The sequence below is a fragment of the Leisingera methylohalidivorans DSM 14336 genome (genome assembly GCF_000511355.1).
GTDB lineage: Bacteria > Pseudomonadota > Alphaproteobacteria > Rhodobacterales > Rhodobacteraceae > Leisingera > Leisingera methylohalidivorans.
Genome location: NC_023135.1, coordinates 1,409,762 through 1,424,519, shown reverse-complemented (window position 1 = coordinate 1,424,519; position 14,758 = coordinate 1,409,762). Strand labels below are relative to the sequence as shown.

Sequence of the window (14,758 nt, the reverse complement as noted above, 5' to 3'; positions counted from 1 at the left end):
AGGCCGGGCAACGCCCGCCCCTCCCCGCGGGAAGGTGCTTGTGCGCCCCCCCGGCCTCGGGAGCTGCCCTTAGTGGTTAGCGTCACCGCCTCAGGAAACCTCGACATTTTCCGCCTCCCCGTTTGCCGTGACCCACCAGGTCTGGATGGCGTTGTTGTGATAGATCGAATTCAGCCCACGCACGGCGCGCAGCTGCGCCTTGGTCGGCTGCACATAGCCTGAGGAATCTCTGGCCCGGCTCTGCAGCAGCATCTCCGACCCGTCCCAGTTGATGTCCAGATAGAACCGGGTCAGCGCCTTATCCGTTCCGGGGGCCGCCAGCCGCGCCGCCTGCCAGTTCTTACCGCCGTCCAGCGACACATCCACGCCGGTAATTGCACCGCGGCCCGACCAGGCCAGCCCCGTAATGACCAGCGGCCCTTTCCCGTGCGTAATGGGCGCCTGCGGGCTGGGGCTGGTGATGACGGACTTGGCATCCATCTCCCAGGTCCATTTTCGGCTGACGCCATCGGCCAGCGTGTCGGTGTATTTCGCGGTTTCCTCGCGGCTCTCTACCGGCTGGTCCATCACCTCGATCCGGCGCAGCCACTTGATCCACATGTTGCCTTCCCAGCCCGGCACCACCAGCCGCACCGGATAGCCATGCTCCTTGCGCAGCGCCTCGCCATTGGCCTTGAAGGCAACCAGCACATCGTCCATCGCCTTGTCCAGCGGGATAGAGCGCCCGTTCGAGGACGCATCCGCGCCTTCCACATAGACCCACTTGCCCTCGGGGCTGACGCCAGCCTCTTCCAGCAGGGTCCGCAATGACACACCGGAATATTCCATGTTGTGGATCATGCCATGGGTGAATTGTGCCCCGTTCAGCTGCGCCCCGGCCCATTCCATGCCGGAGTTCGCCGCGCACTCGCAGAAGTAGACGCGGTTCTGCCGCGGGAAGCGCTCCAGATCCGCATAGGTGAACACCAGCGGCGAATCCACCAGCCCGTTGATCATCAGCCGGTAGTCTTCCTTGCGCAGTTCGATGGCACCCGAATGATGCCGCTCAAACGCACAGCCCTGCGGTGTGATCGTCCCGTCCAGCGCGTGGATAGGGGTGAAATTGATCGAGCTGATGGTATCCGCCGTCAGCCATTCAACATTGCGGCGCACCACATCGGATTCAAACTGGATCGGCAGTCCATAGGGCGTGGCATCCACCCCCTCGCCCAAGCCGCTGGCCCAGTCCTGCACTTCGGTAATCAACGGATCAGGCGCGGCGGCTTTGGCGGCACCGGCAGCCACCGCCCCGGCCCCGGCCACCGCCGCCCCGGTCAGGAACTGGCGGCGCGAGGGCGCCAGCCTCTTGGCGTCATCACTCATTTTTCTCATTCCCTCCTTACATAGAAAAATTCACTTTCGTGAATTCAACTGCGCAAATTTTTTTGTCGTATCCCCTGCCGGGGCGGGCGCTGTTAAGCGCCGGCCACCTGGACAGAGGTATTCGGGTTCAGGCTCACAGTGCCCAGCTTGCGGATGTGATCCTCGACCACATCCCAGATCATCGGTCCTTCGGTGCCCTCATTCACGCTGGCCCAGCCGGCCACCACGTAAGATTTCGCCGGATCAATCGCCTCGCCGCTCTTCAGCAGGGTCATATCCGTGATCCGCTCGCCCTGCGGCTTGGTGATGTCGATCCGGTAGCCCATGCCGCCGATCCGCACCATGTCGCCGCCCTGCTGATAATAGGGGTCCGGGTTGAAGATGTTGTCGGCCACATCCTCCAGGATCACCTTGATGAACTCGCCGGTCATCTCCGAGCGATAGGCCTCGCCGTAGGACATCGAGGTGACGTTCCAGATATCCTCTCGCGTGATGTCGTCGCCGGGCACCAGCGACGGCCCCCAGCGCACGCCGGGCGACATGGCGATATCCGCCTCCCGCTCGCTCAGCAGCGCGTCGCAGATCAGATCGTCCCAGGTGCCGTTGAAATTGCCGCGCCGGTACAGCAGCGAGTCGGTCTGGCCGATGACCTCTGTCAGCCGGTCCTTGAACGGCGCACGCTCTGCCTCGATCAGCTGCGCGATGGCAGGATCGGGCGCGATCACATCCGAGAACACCGGGATCAGCTTGTGCCGCAGCCCCATCAGCCGGCCGTCGCGCACGTCCAGATCAACGCGGGAGACAAACTTGCCGTTCGAGCCGGAGGCAATGATATGGGTCTGGCCCACCAGCACCGGTTCCGGCAGCGCGTCATGGGTGTGGCCCGACAGGATCACGTCAATGCCCTGCACTTTGCCCGCCATCTTCTTGTCAACGTCAAATCCGTTGTGGCTGAGGACCACCACCAGATCGGCGCCCGCTGCGCGGACCTCATCCACCATGGCTTGCATATTCTCGTCGCGGATGCCGAATGAATATTCCGGGAACATCCAGCCCGGGTTGGCAATCGGCATATAGGGGAAGGCCTGACCGATCACCGCCACCTTGGCACCGCCGCGCTCAAAGAACTTGTATGGTTTGAACAGCTCGGCCGGCTCGTCCCATTCGGCGTCAAAGATATTCTGGCCAAGCGCAGCAAAGGGCAGCCCCTCGACAATCTCATTCACCCGCTCGCTGCCCAGCGTGAACTCCCAGTGAAAGGTCATCGCATCCGGTTTCAGCGCGTTCATCACGTTGACCATGTCCTGGCCCTGAGTGTGATGGCAGGTGTAGGAGCCGTGCCAGGTGTCGCCCCCGTCAAACAGCAGCGCATCTGGGCGGTCGGATCGGATGGCGTTGATCACCGTTGCCACCCGGTCCAGCCCGCCGACACGTCCATAGGCCTTGGCGAGCGAAGAGAAATCATCATAGGTCAGCGCATAGGCCGAGGGACTGCCATCGGCGATACCATAGGCGCGGCGGAAATCGGCGCCGGTGATATGCGGCACATGGCCCTTATTCGCGCCGACGCCCAGATTGACCGAGGGTTCGCGGAAATGGATCGGCTTCAGTTGGCCGTGAATATCGGTCACATGGATCAGGCTGATGTTGCCAAAACTGTCAAACTCCAGAAGCTGGTCCTGGGTCAGCGACTGCTGCGCGGCCAGCCGCGCCCAATTGCCAAAGCCGGAAGCCCCCACCATGGCCGAGGCGGCCATCGAAACCTGCAGAAAATCGCGGCGCGAGATCATGAGTACCGGTATCCTGTATGCTCACGCGATACATTCGCGCAAATGAATGTTTGTAAAGAGAGACGCCCCGCACCTGCATCCAGGCGCGGGGCGCAAAGTTCAGTTGCGGACGGAAGGTGCTTCGACCGACAGCCCGTTGCCGCGCGAGGCAACATAAAGCTCCAGCGCCACAAACTCAGCCGAGCCGGGCTTGTAGGTTTCAGCGCGGGTGTCACGGATGCAGCCCTTGAACCGCGCGTGCGCCGTGTTCAGCTTGGTGTTCTTCAGCCGGTACACCGGGAAGCCATTGATCTGGCCCTGGCTCAGATGGTCGGCGCGGATCATGTTGCCATAATTGTCTTCATGGCAGTTCGCGCAGGACAGCTCCAGCTGGCCGGTGCGGGTGTAATACATCTCTTTGCCCTTCTCCCAGGTGGACTGGGCCGGGCCGTCGATGGCTACATTCACCGGCATGCCGCGCGACTGGACCGAGATCAGCGCCTCCATCGCGGCCATCTTGCCACCGGAATACTTCCACTTCTCGGCGCCCATCTGGTTTTCGCGGCAGTCGTTGATCTGCATGTTCAGGGTGCGGACCTCGCCTGCGGTCTCGTTCCATTTGGGATAGACCGCGCGCACACCGGCCATGCTTTCCTCCACATCATCGTGGCAGGACGCACAGGATTTGCCTTCGGAGCCTTCGGCGGTGTTCCAAGTGTCGATCGCCTGATCGACAAATATCATCGCCGGGTTCTCGAAATCATCCATCTGCAGGGCCTGGGTTTCATCCTTGCGGAAGTGCCAGCCCGACATCACCTCGTCCAGCACATCCGCCACATGGGCGGGCGCGGCGGTCTTGGTGACCATCTCAATGTCCTCGTTGATCACCAGCGTGTCGTCATCGGGCCCTGCTGCGGCGGCCATCGGCAGTGCCAGCACAGCGGCAATGGCTGTAATTGCCTGTTTGTTCATTCCCTGTCCTCCCTTGGGTGCCTGCCCTGCCCGGTTCAAACCGGACAAGGCGCGTGCCTGAAGATCCGGAACGGATCAGCCGATGGCGATTTTCTTCTTGGTGTCGTAGACCGACCCGTCGTCGTCATACCAGGTGAAGACAAACTCACCGGCTTCCGGGACGGCAGCGTCGAATTCGAAATACGGGTTGGTGGAAATCGCAGGCTCCATCGCCACATCGACAACCGTCTCGCCGTTGAATTCGCAGGTGAAGCGGTTGATGATCGAGCGCGGGATCAGGTTGCCTTCCTTATCCTTGCGCTGACCGCTTTCCATCTTGTGGCTGATCAGGGTCTTGATGGTGACCGCCTCACCGGCGGCAGCAGACTTCGGGACCTTGACGCGGGGTTTAACACCGGATGCCATGTCTTTAATTCTCCTTAAGAATTCGGTTCAGGGAGCGGACAGCCTCAGCCGCCGCAGCCGCCGATGGTCACTTTGACGGTGGCGCTGGCCTTGACAAAGGAGCCATCAGCCAGCTTGGCAACCGCAACCACGTCCTGGGTGCCTGCCAGACGGATCCGGGTCGAGGCCGCCTGCTGCGCCGCACCGGGCCCAAAGTTGAAGGTCGCAACGCCCGGTTCCGGGTTGCCGGTGGCCAGCACCAGGATCGCGGAAGCGCCTTCGGCAGCCACGGACACCGGAACGGTGTTGCCGTTTTCAGCAATTTCCGGCGCGGTCAGGGTGACGCCGCCCTCGGCGACATCCGCACCGCCGGTAAAGGCGGCAATCCGGTCGTCCGCCGCCGCGTTCGCACGGAACGGCAGCACGGTCACCATCGCAGCGCCCAGGCCCATCGCCAGGGTCTCACGGCGTGAGAACTCCATCATATCTCTCCTTTGAATTCTCTGAAGGCTGCGAAGCGCACAAGGCCCCGCCCGCGCCTTACTCTTCTTTCAGAGTCGCAAGGAACGCGACCACATCCTCAATCTCCTGCGCCGTCAGGATCGGCGGCAGCGGCTCGGTTCCGGCTTCGCCGGTATAGGCGTCGCCCGGGCGGATGAAGCCATCGACCTTGTAAAAGGCCGGCATCATGGTGCCCTCGAATGTCATCTTGGCATTAGCCACCAGCCCGCGCAGCTCTTCTTCGGTCCAGCGGTCGCCGGCGCCATCCAGCGACGGGCCGATCTCGCCATGGAACGGCACATCCGCCAGCGCTGTCAGCTGGTGGCAGGCCACGCAGTTACCCTTGGATTTGGTGCCGGCCACCAGCGCGCCATTGACGGCATCGCCCGCAACCCCCGTCAGCGACGCGGCCACTTCGCCATCCTCGCCGTACTGCACCGCTTTCGGAGCAACCTCCCCGGCCCAGACCGCACTCCCGGCCAGGCTCAGCGCCAGTGTCAGAGATGTAAGCTTCATGTGTCCTCCCATCGGCTGCCGCTTTCACCGGGCGGCTTGCTTAGCTGCTGCATACCGTAGGGCACCGCCGGCCCTGCACGCAACAACAAATTCAGTATTATGAATTTTTGCGGATTATGCGCCGGGCCCCTAATCTGCAGATCCATTATTGCGCTCGCGAATCCGTCGCGCGTGATAACGCTGGAAATCTTCACCGCTATCAGCCGCATAGCGCTTTTCATTGACCCATGTAAACATGTCCAGCGTGGTCCCCGCGCCAAAAGCGCCCGGCATCACCGCCACCGCCGCCTCGGGCGCCGTGGCATCGTCCGCCACCGCTTCCGGCAGGAACAGAATCGTCGGTGTGAACAGCAGTCCCCATTTTCGCGCCATCTCTTTTTCCGGCAGCACCTCGCCGTCGAAATCGGTGACCTCGATATCGCCGTGCAGGTTCAGTTGCACGACAAAGAAGTTCTCTGCGATGTACTGGCTGACCTCGGGGCGCGGAAAAGTCTCCTCATGCATCTTGGTGCAATAGATGCAGCCGCGCTGTTCAAAGATCAGCGCCAGCCGCTTGCCCTCGCCATTGGCTTCTTCCAGGTCCTCGCGCAGATCCTTGAAGGTGTCCCGCATCCAAGACGTCTTGTGCAGACCGTCATCGCCCAGCTCCGCCGCCGCGACTCCCACTGCCAAGGGCGTGGATAGAACTACCGCCATTAACACTTTCGCAATATTTCTCAGCATGTTGCCTCCCATACCTCAGTTAGCCGATTGTACTGAAACCCGGCATCCAGCGGATCATCGCATCGGCAATCAGCCGTACCCCGCCAGTGGCGATCAGCACCGCAAACAGCACCAGCATAATGCCCATGCCCTTCTCCACCCAGGCAAAGGCTGCCCGGTGCCGCGCCACCCAGGCCAAAAAGGGCCGAGCAAACAGCGCCGCCGCCACAAAGGGCGCGGTCATCCCCAGCCCGTAAACCAGCAGCAGCAGCCCGCCGCGCCAGATATCCCCCATGCCGGAAGCAATCATCAGGATCGAGGCCAGCGCCGGCCCCACGCAGGGCGTCCAGCCAAAGCCGAATGCCAGCCCCATCAGATAGGCACCCAGCATGCTGGAGGGCTCCGCAGTACTTTCCATCCGCGCCTCGCGGTACAGCAGCGGGATCTTCACCACGCCCAGAAAATGCAGCCCGAACAGCAACAGCAGCGCCGCCGCGCCATAAGACAGAATTTCAAGGTATTGGCCGAACAGCTGCCCCAGCGCGGTGGCCCCCATGCCCATCAGCATGAACACGGTGGTGACCCCGGCGGCAAAGCAGCAGGCCGAGACCAGCAGCCGCCGCTGCGCCCCGGCAGCAATCGCACCGTCGCCGCGCAGCTCGGCCATCGACAGCCCGCCCATATAGGACAGGTAGAACGGCACCATCGGCAGAATGCAGGGGGTGAAAAAGCTCAGCAAACCTGCGATCATGGCGCCAAACAGGGTTATTTCCAGCATCACATCCCCCGCTCGCCCCGCAGCAATGGTATCCGGGGGCGGCTTGTATCATTCACATATTCGAATTATGTTGTTTCAATAGCAACCGTCAACAGATGGAATGACACGTATGCGCCACCTTAGGCAACTGGCCGCAGCTTCAGCGGCGGTCTGCTTGTCCCTGCCTGTCTGGGCGGCAGAGCTGGTGATGGTGGAACAGCCCGGCTGCGAATGGTGCGCCCGCTGGAACGAAGAAATCGCCCCGGTCTACCCGAAAACGGCCGAGGGCGGATTCGCTCCCCTGCGCCGGGTCGACCTGCGCACCCTGCCCGATGATCTGCAGGTTGCCCGCCGGGTCTTGTTCACACCGACCTTTCTGATCGTCGAGGACGGCCGCGAACTGGCCCGGCTCGAAGGCTATCCGGGCGAAGAATTCTTTTGGCCTTTGCTGACAGATTTGCTAACCGCCCATACAGGGTTTGTTGAAAATACGAACACTCAAGACGGCAGCTGACCGCCCGTACGGGGGCAAGAAGGGGAGTGCGGCGCCCGCGCGCCGCTCAGGAGGCAACAGATGGCACTACCGAAGTTTTCCGCCGATATGGATCCGGAAGAAATGGACAGGATGGTGGACAACGCCACCAAGGCCTCCAACTTCCTCAAGGCGATCAGCCATGAAGGGCGGCTGATGATCCTGTGCCACCTGGTCTCCGGCGAAAAATCGGTGACCGAACTGGAAGAGCTGTTGTCGGCCCGCCAGGCCGCTGTCTCCCAGCAACTCTCCCGTCTGCGTCTCGAAGGCCTGGTCATTCCCCGCAGGGAGGGCAAGGCGATCTTCTACCGCCTCGCCGACGACAAACCCCGCCGCATGCTGGAAGTGGTCTATGACCTGTTCTGCAAAGACGGAAGCTGAGGCCTGATTGAAATCCCCGTATGTTTGATCTCCTGACAGAACACCAGCTGGCCGCCTGCATCGGGCTGCTGGGCGGTGTGCTGCTGGGTCTTGCCGCGCGGCTGGGACGCTTCTGCACCCTGGGTGCAATCGAAGACCTGCTGTACGGCGGCTCCTCTCTGCGGATGCGGATGTGGGGTGTGGCCATCGGTGTTTCAGTCACTTCAAGCTTTGCCCTGATCGGACTGGATCTGATTGATGCCGGACAGTCCTTTTACCTCTCGATCCGCTGGATGCCCGCCGCGTCGATCCTTGGCGGGCTGATGTTCGGCTATGGCATGGCTCTCAGCGGCAACTGCGGCTACGGCGCCATCGCCCGGCTGGGCGGCGGCGATCTGCGCAGCTTTGTGATCGTGCTGGTAATGGGCGTCTCCACCTATGTTGTTCTGGCCGGCCCCCTCGCCCCCCTGCGCAACCAGTTCTTCGCGCAGCAGGACGTGACCACCGAGATCCCGCCGGGACTGGCGCATTACGCCGCCGCCTGGAGCGGCCTGCCGGTTGCGGCGATCGGGACGGGTGCCGGCCTGTTGATCCTGCTGGCCTCCCTCGCCAATGCCGAACTGCGCGCCGACAGACAGGCGCTGTTCTGGTCTGCTGCAGTCGGGCTGGCAGTCACCTCCGGCTGGGCGGGCACAACTTATGTCAATGCCGAAGGGTTCGACGCTCTGCCGGTGGTCTCCCACTCCTTCTCCGCCCCCTTGGGCGAAACCATCCTCTGGACCATGACCGGCGGCTTGCGCCCGTTGTCCTTTGCCGTCGGCTCCATCGCCGGGGTCTGGACCGGCGCCTTCCTCGGCTCGCTGATCAAGGGGCATTTCCGCTGGGAGGCCTGCGAGGATCCGCGCGAGCTGCGCCGCCAGATCATCGGTGCTGCGATCATGGGTGCGGGCGCGGTGACCGCAATGGGCTGCACTGTGGGCCAGGGGCTCAGCGCGTTCTCCCTCCTGGCGGTTTCGGCGCCCGTCACCATGCTGGCGATCTTTGCCGGCGCTGCCATCGGGCTGCGCCAGCTGATCGAAGGCTTCCGCCCGGCAGAATAACCCGCTGTCCCCGCGGGGACAGGCAGGCAATTGCAGGCCGCTCCGGCGCATGTGACAGTCTGGCTAATCCGAGTTAACCTGTATGCCGCTGTTACACGCATGCCCATGATGATCCCGGTCCGTCTTGGCTCCGCCGGTCAGCCGGCACGATTAATGTGATTTTTTGGAGCCCGCTATGGACCGCAAGCAGATCATTGACGACCCGCAGACCGGCAACAAGGGTGAAGCCTTTGAAACCTTTGATGATATTCCGGCCAATCCGAACCTGAAACGTACCATCGGCGACGTGATCGCCAGCCGCTATGGCCGCCGGGACATGCTGCAAGGCCTGCTGGGGGTCTCCGCCACCACCGCCCTGTTCGGCGCCGCCGCTCTCTCCGCACCGCGCCAGGCTGCTGCGACCGGCACCGCAGCAAACAGCCGCTATGCCTTTGATGAGCTGGCCTGGGGCAACGACGAAACCCACCACGTTGCCAGGGGTTATGACGCCGATGTCCTGCTGCGCTGGGGCGACCCGATCACTGCGGACGCACCGGATTTCGACGTGATGAACCAATCGGCCGCGGCCCAGCTGCAGCAGTTCGGTTACAACAACGACTATGCCGGCTTTCTACCCCTGAACGCCGAAGGCTCCCGCGGCCTGCTCTGCGTGAACCACGAATACACCAATGAAGAGGTCATGTTCCCGGGCCTCGGCCGCCAGGACAAGGCGGAGTTCGCCGGCATGACCCAGGCGCTGGTGGATATCGAAATGGCCGCGCACGGCGGCTCAGTGGTCGAGATTGCCCGCATAGATGATGGCAAATGGGCCGTGGTCCGGGATGGCAAAATGAACCGCCGGATCACGCCGCTGGACACGGTGATGCGAATGGACGGTCCCGCTGCCGGACATCCCCGGATGCAGACCAGCGCAGACCCAAGCGGCACACAGGTCATCGGCACCCTAAACAACTGCGCCGGCGGCATGACCCCCTGGGGCACCTGGCTGATGGCCGAGGAAAACTTCCACGGCTATTTCTGGACGGACAGGCTGGACGCCGGCGGCAAGCCGGACCTGTCGGATCAGCCCGAAGCGGCCAGGATGAACCGCTATGGCGTGCCGGGCCGCTGGTACGCCTGGGGCAAGTATTACGACCGCTTCAACATCGACAAGGAACCCAATGAGGCCAACCGTTTCGGCTGGGTTGTTGAAGTTGATCCGCGCAACCCGGAGGCCGCGCCGGTGAAACACACCGCCCTCGGACGCTTCCGCCATGAAGGCGCTGAAACCATCACTTCCAAGGACGGCCATCTGGTTGTCTACATGGGCGACGACGCGCGGTTCGACTATCAGTACAAATATGTCTCCAAGGGCGTGGTTTCGGCTGACCCGGCTGCCAATTCAAACCTGCTGCGCGACGGCACGCTGTACGCCGCCCGCTTTGACCCGGACGGCAGTGTCCGCTGGCTGCCGCTGGTGCATGGGCAAGGGCCTCTGACGGCTGAGAACGGCTTTGCCAGCCAGGCGGATGTTCTGATCGACGCGCGGCTTGCCGCCGACGCGCTGGGAGCAACACCGATGGACCGCCCTGAAGATGCCGCCCCGCGCGGCGACGGCACCGCTTATATCATGCTGACCAATAATTCACGGCGCACGTCCGGCCGGACTGACGCTGCCAACCCGCGGGCAAGGTCGGATTTCGGCCATATCATCGAAATCAAGGAAGACGGCGGCGACCATGCCGCCACCCGCGGCCGCTGGTCGATCCTGGTCAAATGCGGCGATCCGGACATTGCCGCCGTCGGGGCGGAATGGAACCCGGAAACCTCGGAGAACGGCTGGTTCGCCTCGCCCGACAACTGCGCCTTTGACGCCGATGGGCGCCTCTGGGTCGCCACCGACCAGGGGCGGAAGTGGAACAAGACCGGCAAGTCGGACGGGCTTTACGGGGTGGAGACCGAAGGGGACTTGCGCGGCCATTCCAAACTGTTCTTCCGCTGCCCGGCAGGCGCTGAGCTGTGCGGACCCTATTTCACGCCGGACGGCGAAACACTGTTCCTGGCGGTGCAGCATCCCGGCACCGACGGCACCATGGCGCTGAAGGGGTTTGAGCGCGCGTCGACTTTTGAAGATCCCGCCACCCGCTGGCCCGATTTCGACCCGGATATGCCGCCGCGCCCGGCGGTGGTTGCAGTGACCCGGCAGGGCGGCGGCAAGATCGCCACCTGACCCGGACCCCGCCTGTTATCAAGCGGAGCGCGCGCCATCCGGGGCGCGCGCAGGTTTCTGCTCTGACGGGCCGGCCGCCGCCTGGCGCACGCGATTGTGAGCCGCCGGCCAGCCTCCTTGCCGCTAGAACAAAGAATAACCACCTGGAGGTCCGTCATGTCTTTGAAACGCCTGACCGCTGCGCTGATCCTTGCAGCCGCAGCCGCAGCCGCCGCAGCCGGAAACATCGCGCCGCGCGACGGCTGGGCAGTGCATGAAACCTCCAAACCCTACGGGCAGCTGATCAATGACGTCAAAGCCGCGGCCAAGGCCGAGGGTATGGGGGTGGTAACCCAGGCAGGTCCCACTGAAGCCGCAGCCGCCCGCGGTATCACCATTCCGGGCAACCGGGTCATCGGCCTGTTCAACAATGATTTTGCGGTAAAGATCCTGGCGCTGTCCACCGCTGCAATGATCGAAGCGCCGGTCCGGATCTATGTGACCGAGGAAGAAGACGGCAGCGCAACCCTTGCCTATAAGCTGCCCTCGCATGTCTTTGCGCCCTACACCGAGGAGGGCGGCGCTGAGCTGAAAGCCCTCGCAGACCAGCTCGACCGCCGTTTTGCACGGATTGCCGAACGAGCGGAAAAATAGCCCTGCTTCTTTCTGGTCAGAAATACTCAAGGCGCCTGACATGCGCCGAAATCCGCCGCAGCATTTCTCACACTGGCGTGAGAGGGCTTGCGCGCCGCCGCATCCTTGGCAATCTGGCGGCAAATCAACGGATTGGGTGGACAAGATGACAGTATCCTCACGTGCAGCTGACGTTCTGGCCCGGCGCCTGTACGAGGCAGGCTGCCGCCATGCCTTTGGCATGCCCGGAGGAGAAGTGCTGACGCTGGTGGACGCGCTGACACGCGCCGGCATTACCTTTCATCTGGCCAAGCATGAAAACTGCGCGGGCTTCATCGGCGAAGGGGTGCATCACGCCGATGGCGCACCGGTCATTCTGGTTGCCACCCTCGGCCCCGGTGCGCTGAACGGCATCAATGTTGTCGCCAACGCCCATCAGGACCGGGTGCCGATGCTGGTGCTGACCGGCTGTGTCGATGCGGCTGAGGAACACAGCTACACCCATCAGGTGCTTGACCACCGCGCAGTGTTCGCTCCGGTCACCAAGGCCACGTTCCGCCTGGACGCGGAATCTGCCGGTCTGATTGCGGACAAGGCGGTCGCCATCGCAACCGAATCGCGCAACGGCCCGGTGCATATCGACGTGCCGATCTCTACCGCCGATGCGCCGGCCAGGGACCGCGGCATCCGCCGCGCGCCTGCAAGCGCAGCAGCGCCAAGCGGCGAATCCTTGGCGCAGGCGCGTGACTGGCTGGCGGCGGCAGAACGCCCGGTCGCGGTAATCGGCCTGGACGCGGTGCAGGAAAACGCCGGCTCCGCCCTCCTCGCCTTTGTGGAGAAACACCGGATCCCGTTTCTTACCAGCTACAAGGCCAAGGGCATCATATCCGAAGACCACCCTCTTTGCCTCGGCGGTGCCGGCCTGTCGCCGCTGGCCGATAAACACCTGCTGCCATTGGTGCAAGCGGCTGATCTGGTGCTCTCCATCGGTTATGATCCGATCGAGATGCGTCCCGGCTGGCGCAACGTCTGGGACGTGAAAACCCAGCAAGTGATCGACATCGCGCCCGTGGCCAATACGCATTACATGCATCAGGCGGGGCTCACCTTCCTGACCGCCATCGCACCGGCGCTGGAGGCCTTTTCCGAAGGCACAGGGCCGCGCGGAACCTGGCCGGATGGCCGCCCCGCTGCTGTGAAGGCGGCCCTGGCTGACGCCTTCCCGCAGGACGACAGCTGGGGCCCGGCGGGCGTGATCGCCGAATGCCGCGCCATTTTGCCGCCGGAAACCCTCGCCACCGCCGACAGCGGTGCGCACCGGATCCTGCTCAGCCAGATGTGGCAATGCCGGGAACCGCGCGGGCTGATCCAATCTTCAGGCCTCTGCACCATGGGCTGCGCGGTGCCGATGGCGATCGGGCGCAAGCTGGCGCAGCCGGACCGGCCGGTGGTCAGCTTCTCGGGCGACGCCGGTTTCCTGATGGTGGCGGGCGAGCTTTCCACTGCAGCCGAAATGGGCGTTGCGCCGATTTTTGTCGTCTTTGCCGATGCCAGCCTGGCGCTGATCGAGCTAAAGCAGCGCCAGCGCCAGCTTGTGAACGGCGGGGTGGATTTTGCCGCGCATGACTTTGCCGCGATAGGCCGCGCCTTTGGCGGCAACGGCGTGACGGTCACAAACCGCAGCGAATTGCGCGCAGCCCTGCAGGACGCGATGCAGGCAGACAGATTCACCGTCATCTCGGCTGTGATCGAACGCGGAGGCTATGATGGCCGGATCTGACCTTCTCCCCCACGGCGCGTTGCACGGCGTCAAGGTTCTCGACCTGTCCCGTATTCTGGCAGGCCCCACCTGCACCCAGCTTTTAGGGGATCTGGGCGCAACGGTCATCAAGGTGGAAAACCCCAAGACCGGCGGCGATGACACCCGCCAATGGGGGCCGCCCTATGCAACTGACGCCGACGGCAACCAATCCGACCTGTCCGCCTATTTCATGGCCGCCAACCGCAACAAACGCTCGGTTGCCATTGATATCGCTGCAAAAGACGGCCAGCAGGCCATCCGCCGCCTGGCGGCTGAGGCGGATATCCTGATCGAGAATTTCAAACCGGGCGGGCTGGCTAAGTACGGGCTGGACTATGCCAGCCTCAAGGATGATCTGCCGGGCCTGATCTACTGCTCGATCTCCGGCTACGGCCAGACCGGCCCCAACAGCCACAAACCCGGCTATGACATCATGGCGCAGGGGTTCGGAGGCATCATGTCGCTGACCGGCGAACCGGAGGGCCAGCCGATGAAGGCCGGCGTCGGCATCGCCGATGTGATGTGCGGCATGTATGCCTGTATCGGCATCCTGTCGGCCCTGCATCACCGCGAAAAGACCGGCGAAGGCCAGCAGATCGACCTGGCGCTGGTGGACGCTCAGATCGCCTGGCTGATCAACGAGGGCACCGCCTATCTGAACACCGGGCAGATCCCCGAACGCCGCGGCAACCAGCATCCCAGCATTGTGCCCTATGGCGTCTATGAAACCGCGGACGGCCATGTGATCCTGGCGGTGGGAAACGACAGCCAGTTCCGCCGCTTCATGGAATTCCTCAGGCTCGAAGGCCTGGCAGAGGATGCCCGCTTTGCCACCAATCCGGCCCGGCTGCAGAACCGCGACGCGCTGAACGGGGTCCTGATCCCTTCGGTGCAGCGGTTCACCACCGAGGAGGTTCTGAGCGCGATGGAGGCCCGCAAGGTTCCCGCAGGACCGGTGCAGGATCTGGAGACGCTGTTTGCCACCGATCAGGTCGCGGCCCGTGATATGGCCATCGGCATGGACAGCGCGGCCGGCCCGGTCAAACTGCTGGGCAACCCGCTGAATTTCTCCCGCACGCCTGTAACATACCGGCACCCGCCCCCCGTCTGCGGCGAAGCGACGGAGGAGATCCAGGGTGCCAGCGACCCCTTTGGGCAGCGCTAGGCGCCGTCATTCGCGG

The 14,758-nt window shown here is 63.3% G+C and carries 15 protein-coding genes; 7 read left to right on the top strand and 8 right to left on the bottom strand.

Translation table 11 applies throughout. The features are described from left to right. Nucleotides 1–90: 90 nt before the first annotated feature. The 8 genes from soxC to METH_RS07080 form a co-directional block, all read right to left on the bottom strand. Nucleotides 91–1,362, bottom strand: a complete 1,272-nt coding sequence (gene soxC / locus METH_RS07115) for a sulfite dehydrogenase (RefSeq protein WP_024089759.1) — start codon at nt 1,360–1,362, stop codon at nt 91–93. 92 nt (nt 1,363–1,454) lie between these two features. Further along, nucleotides 1,455–3,152 (bottom strand): thiosulfohydrolase SoxB, encoded by a 1,698-nt coding sequence (gene soxB / locus METH_RS07110; protein ID WP_024089758.1) that lies wholly within the window; start codon nt 3,150–3,152, stop codon nt 1,455–1,457. Nucleotides 3,153–3,251: 99 nt separating this feature from the next. Further along, nucleotides 3,252–4,103, bottom strand: coding sequence for a sulfur oxidation c-type cytochrome SoxA (gene soxA, locus METH_RS07105; protein ID WP_024089757.1), 852 nt, complete (start codon nt 4,101–4,103; stop codon nt 3,252–3,254). Nucleotides 4,104–4,178: 75 nt separating this feature from the next. Further along, nucleotides 4,179–4,508 (bottom strand): thiosulfate oxidation carrier complex protein SoxZ, encoded by a 330-nt coding sequence (soxZ, locus tag METH_RS07100; RefSeq protein WP_024089756.1) that lies wholly within the window; start codon nt 4,506–4,508, stop codon nt 4,179–4,181. 44 nt (nt 4,509–4,552) lie between these two features. Next, complete coding sequence (gene soxY, locus METH_RS07095; protein ID WP_024089755.1) at nt 4,553–4,969, bottom strand: thiosulfate oxidation carrier protein SoxY; 417 nt, start codon at nt 4,967–4,969, stop codon at nt 4,553–4,555. A 58-nt stretch (nt 4,970–5,027) separates the two neighbouring features. Continuing rightward, nucleotides 5,028–5,504: a sulfur oxidation c-type cytochrome SoxX gene (gene soxX / locus METH_RS07090; protein ID WP_024089754.1), complete on the bottom strand. Its 477-nt coding sequence runs from the start codon at nt 5,502–5,504 to the stop codon at nt 5,028–5,030. Nucleotides 5,505–5,633: 129 nt separating this feature from the next. Continuing rightward, nucleotides 5,634–6,200: a thioredoxin family protein gene (locus tag METH_RS07085; RefSeq protein ID WP_052348762.1), complete on the bottom strand. Its 567-nt coding sequence runs from the start codon at nt 6,198–6,200 to the stop codon at nt 5,634–5,636. 46 nt (nt 6,201–6,246) lie between these two features. Beyond that, nucleotides 6,247–6,984, bottom strand: a complete 738-nt coding sequence (locus tag METH_RS07080; RefSeq protein WP_024089752.1) for a cytochrome c biogenesis CcdA family protein — start codon at nt 6,982–6,984, stop codon at nt 6,247–6,249. A gap of 109 nt (nt 6,985–7,093) precedes the next feature. Here METH_RS07080 and METH_RS07075 point away from each other — a divergent pair, with 109 nt between their 5' ends. The 7 genes from METH_RS07075 (at nt 7,094) to METH_RS07045 (ending at nt 14,742) form a co-directional block, all read left to right on the top strand. Continuing rightward, nucleotides 7,094–7,477 (top strand): thioredoxin domain-containing protein, encoded by a 384-nt coding sequence (locus METH_RS07075; protein WP_024089751.1) that lies wholly within the window; start codon nt 7,094–7,096, stop codon nt 7,475–7,477. Nucleotides 7,478–7,537: 60 nt separating this feature from the next. Beyond that, entirely contained in the window at nt 7,538–7,876 is a 339-nt protein-coding gene (locus tag METH_RS07070; RefSeq protein WP_024089750.1) for an ArsR/SmtB family transcription factor, read from the top strand. Between the two features lie 20 nt (nt 7,877–7,896). Continuing rightward, a complete protein-coding gene (locus METH_RS07065; protein WP_024089749.1) occupies nt 7,897–8,955 on the top strand; it encodes a YeeE/YedE family protein in 1,059 nt (352 codons plus the stop codon). A gap of 175 nt (nt 8,956–9,130) precedes the next feature. Continuing rightward, on the top strand, nt 9,131–11,164 hold the full coding sequence (locus tag METH_RS07060) for a PhoX family protein (RefSeq protein ID WP_024089748.1): 2,034 nt from the start codon (nt 9,131–9,133) through the stop codon (nt 11,162–11,164). A 156-nt stretch (nt 11,165–11,320) separates the two neighbouring features. Further along, complete coding sequence (locus METH_RS07055) at nt 11,321–11,797, top strand: DUF302 domain-containing protein (protein ID WP_044008356.1); 477 nt, start codon at nt 11,321–11,323, stop codon at nt 11,795–11,797. A gap of 145 nt (nt 11,798–11,942) precedes the next feature. Then, entirely contained in the window at nt 11,943–13,556 is a 1,614-nt protein-coding gene (locus METH_RS07050) for a thiamine pyrophosphate-binding protein (RefSeq protein WP_024089746.1), read from the top strand. Then, nucleotides 13,540–14,742, top strand: a complete 1,203-nt coding sequence (locus METH_RS07045) for a CaiB/BaiF CoA transferase family protein (protein ID WP_156927450.1) — start codon at nt 13,540–13,542, stop codon at nt 14,740–14,742. The genes METH_RS07050 and METH_RS07045 overlap by 17 nt, the downstream gene beginning before the upstream one ends. The last annotated feature ends 16 nt before the right edge of the window (nt 14,743–14,758 follow it).

Bases quoted from the DNA above. Each gene is read 5' to 3' on its own strand.
- soxC (WP_024089759.1), bottom strand. From the start codon at position 1,362: ATGAGTGATGACGCCAAGAGGCTGGCGCCCTCGCGCCGCCAGTTCCTG.
- soxB (WP_024089758.1), bottom strand. From the start codon at position 3,152: ATGATCTCGCGCCGCGATTTTCTGCAGGTTTCGATGGCCGCCTCGGCC.
- soxA (WP_024089757.1), bottom strand. From the start codon at position 4,103: ATGAACAAACAGGCAATTACAGCCATTGCCGCTGTGCTGGCACTGCCG.
- soxZ (WP_024089756.1), bottom strand. From the start codon at position 4,508: ATGGCATCCGGTGTTAAACCCCGCGTCAAGGTCCCGAAGTCTGCTGCC.
- soxY (WP_024089755.1), bottom strand. From the start codon at position 4,969: ATGGAGTTCTCACGCCGTGAGACCCTGGCGATGGGCCTGGGCGCTGCG.
- soxX (WP_024089754.1), bottom strand. From the start codon at position 5,504: ATGAAGCTTACATCTCTGACACTGGCGCTGAGCCTGGCCGGGAGTGCG.
- METH_RS07085 (WP_052348762.1), bottom strand. From the start codon at position 6,200: ATGGCGGTAGTTCTATCCACGCCCTTGGCAGTGGGAGTCGCGGCGGCG.
- METH_RS07080 (WP_024089752.1), bottom strand. From the start codon at position 6,984: ATGCTGGAAATAACCCTGTTTGGCGCCATGATCGCAGGTTTGCTGAGC.
- METH_RS07075 (WP_024089751.1), top strand. From the start codon at position 7,094: ATGCGCCACCTTAGGCAACTGGCCGCAGCTTCAGCGGCGGTCTGCTTG.
- METH_RS07070 (WP_024089750.1), top strand. From the start codon at position 7,538: ATGGCACTACCGAAGTTTTCCGCCGATATGGATCCGGAAGAAATGGAC.
- METH_RS07065 (WP_024089749.1), top strand. From the start codon at position 7,897: ATGTTTGATCTCCTGACAGAACACCAGCTGGCCGCCTGCATCGGGCTG.
- METH_RS07060 (WP_024089748.1), top strand. From the start codon at position 9,131: ATGGACCGCAAGCAGATCATTGACGACCCGCAGACCGGCAACAAGGGT.
- METH_RS07055 (WP_044008356.1), top strand. From the start codon at position 11,321: ATGTCTTTGAAACGCCTGACCGCTGCGCTGATCCTTGCAGCCGCAGCC.
- METH_RS07050 (WP_024089746.1), top strand. From the start codon at position 11,943: ATGACAGTATCCTCACGTGCAGCTGACGTTCTGGCCCGGCGCCTGTAC.
- METH_RS07045 (WP_156927450.1), top strand. From the start codon at position 13,540: ATGATGGCCGGATCTGACCTTCTCCCCCACGGCGCGTTGCACGGCGTC.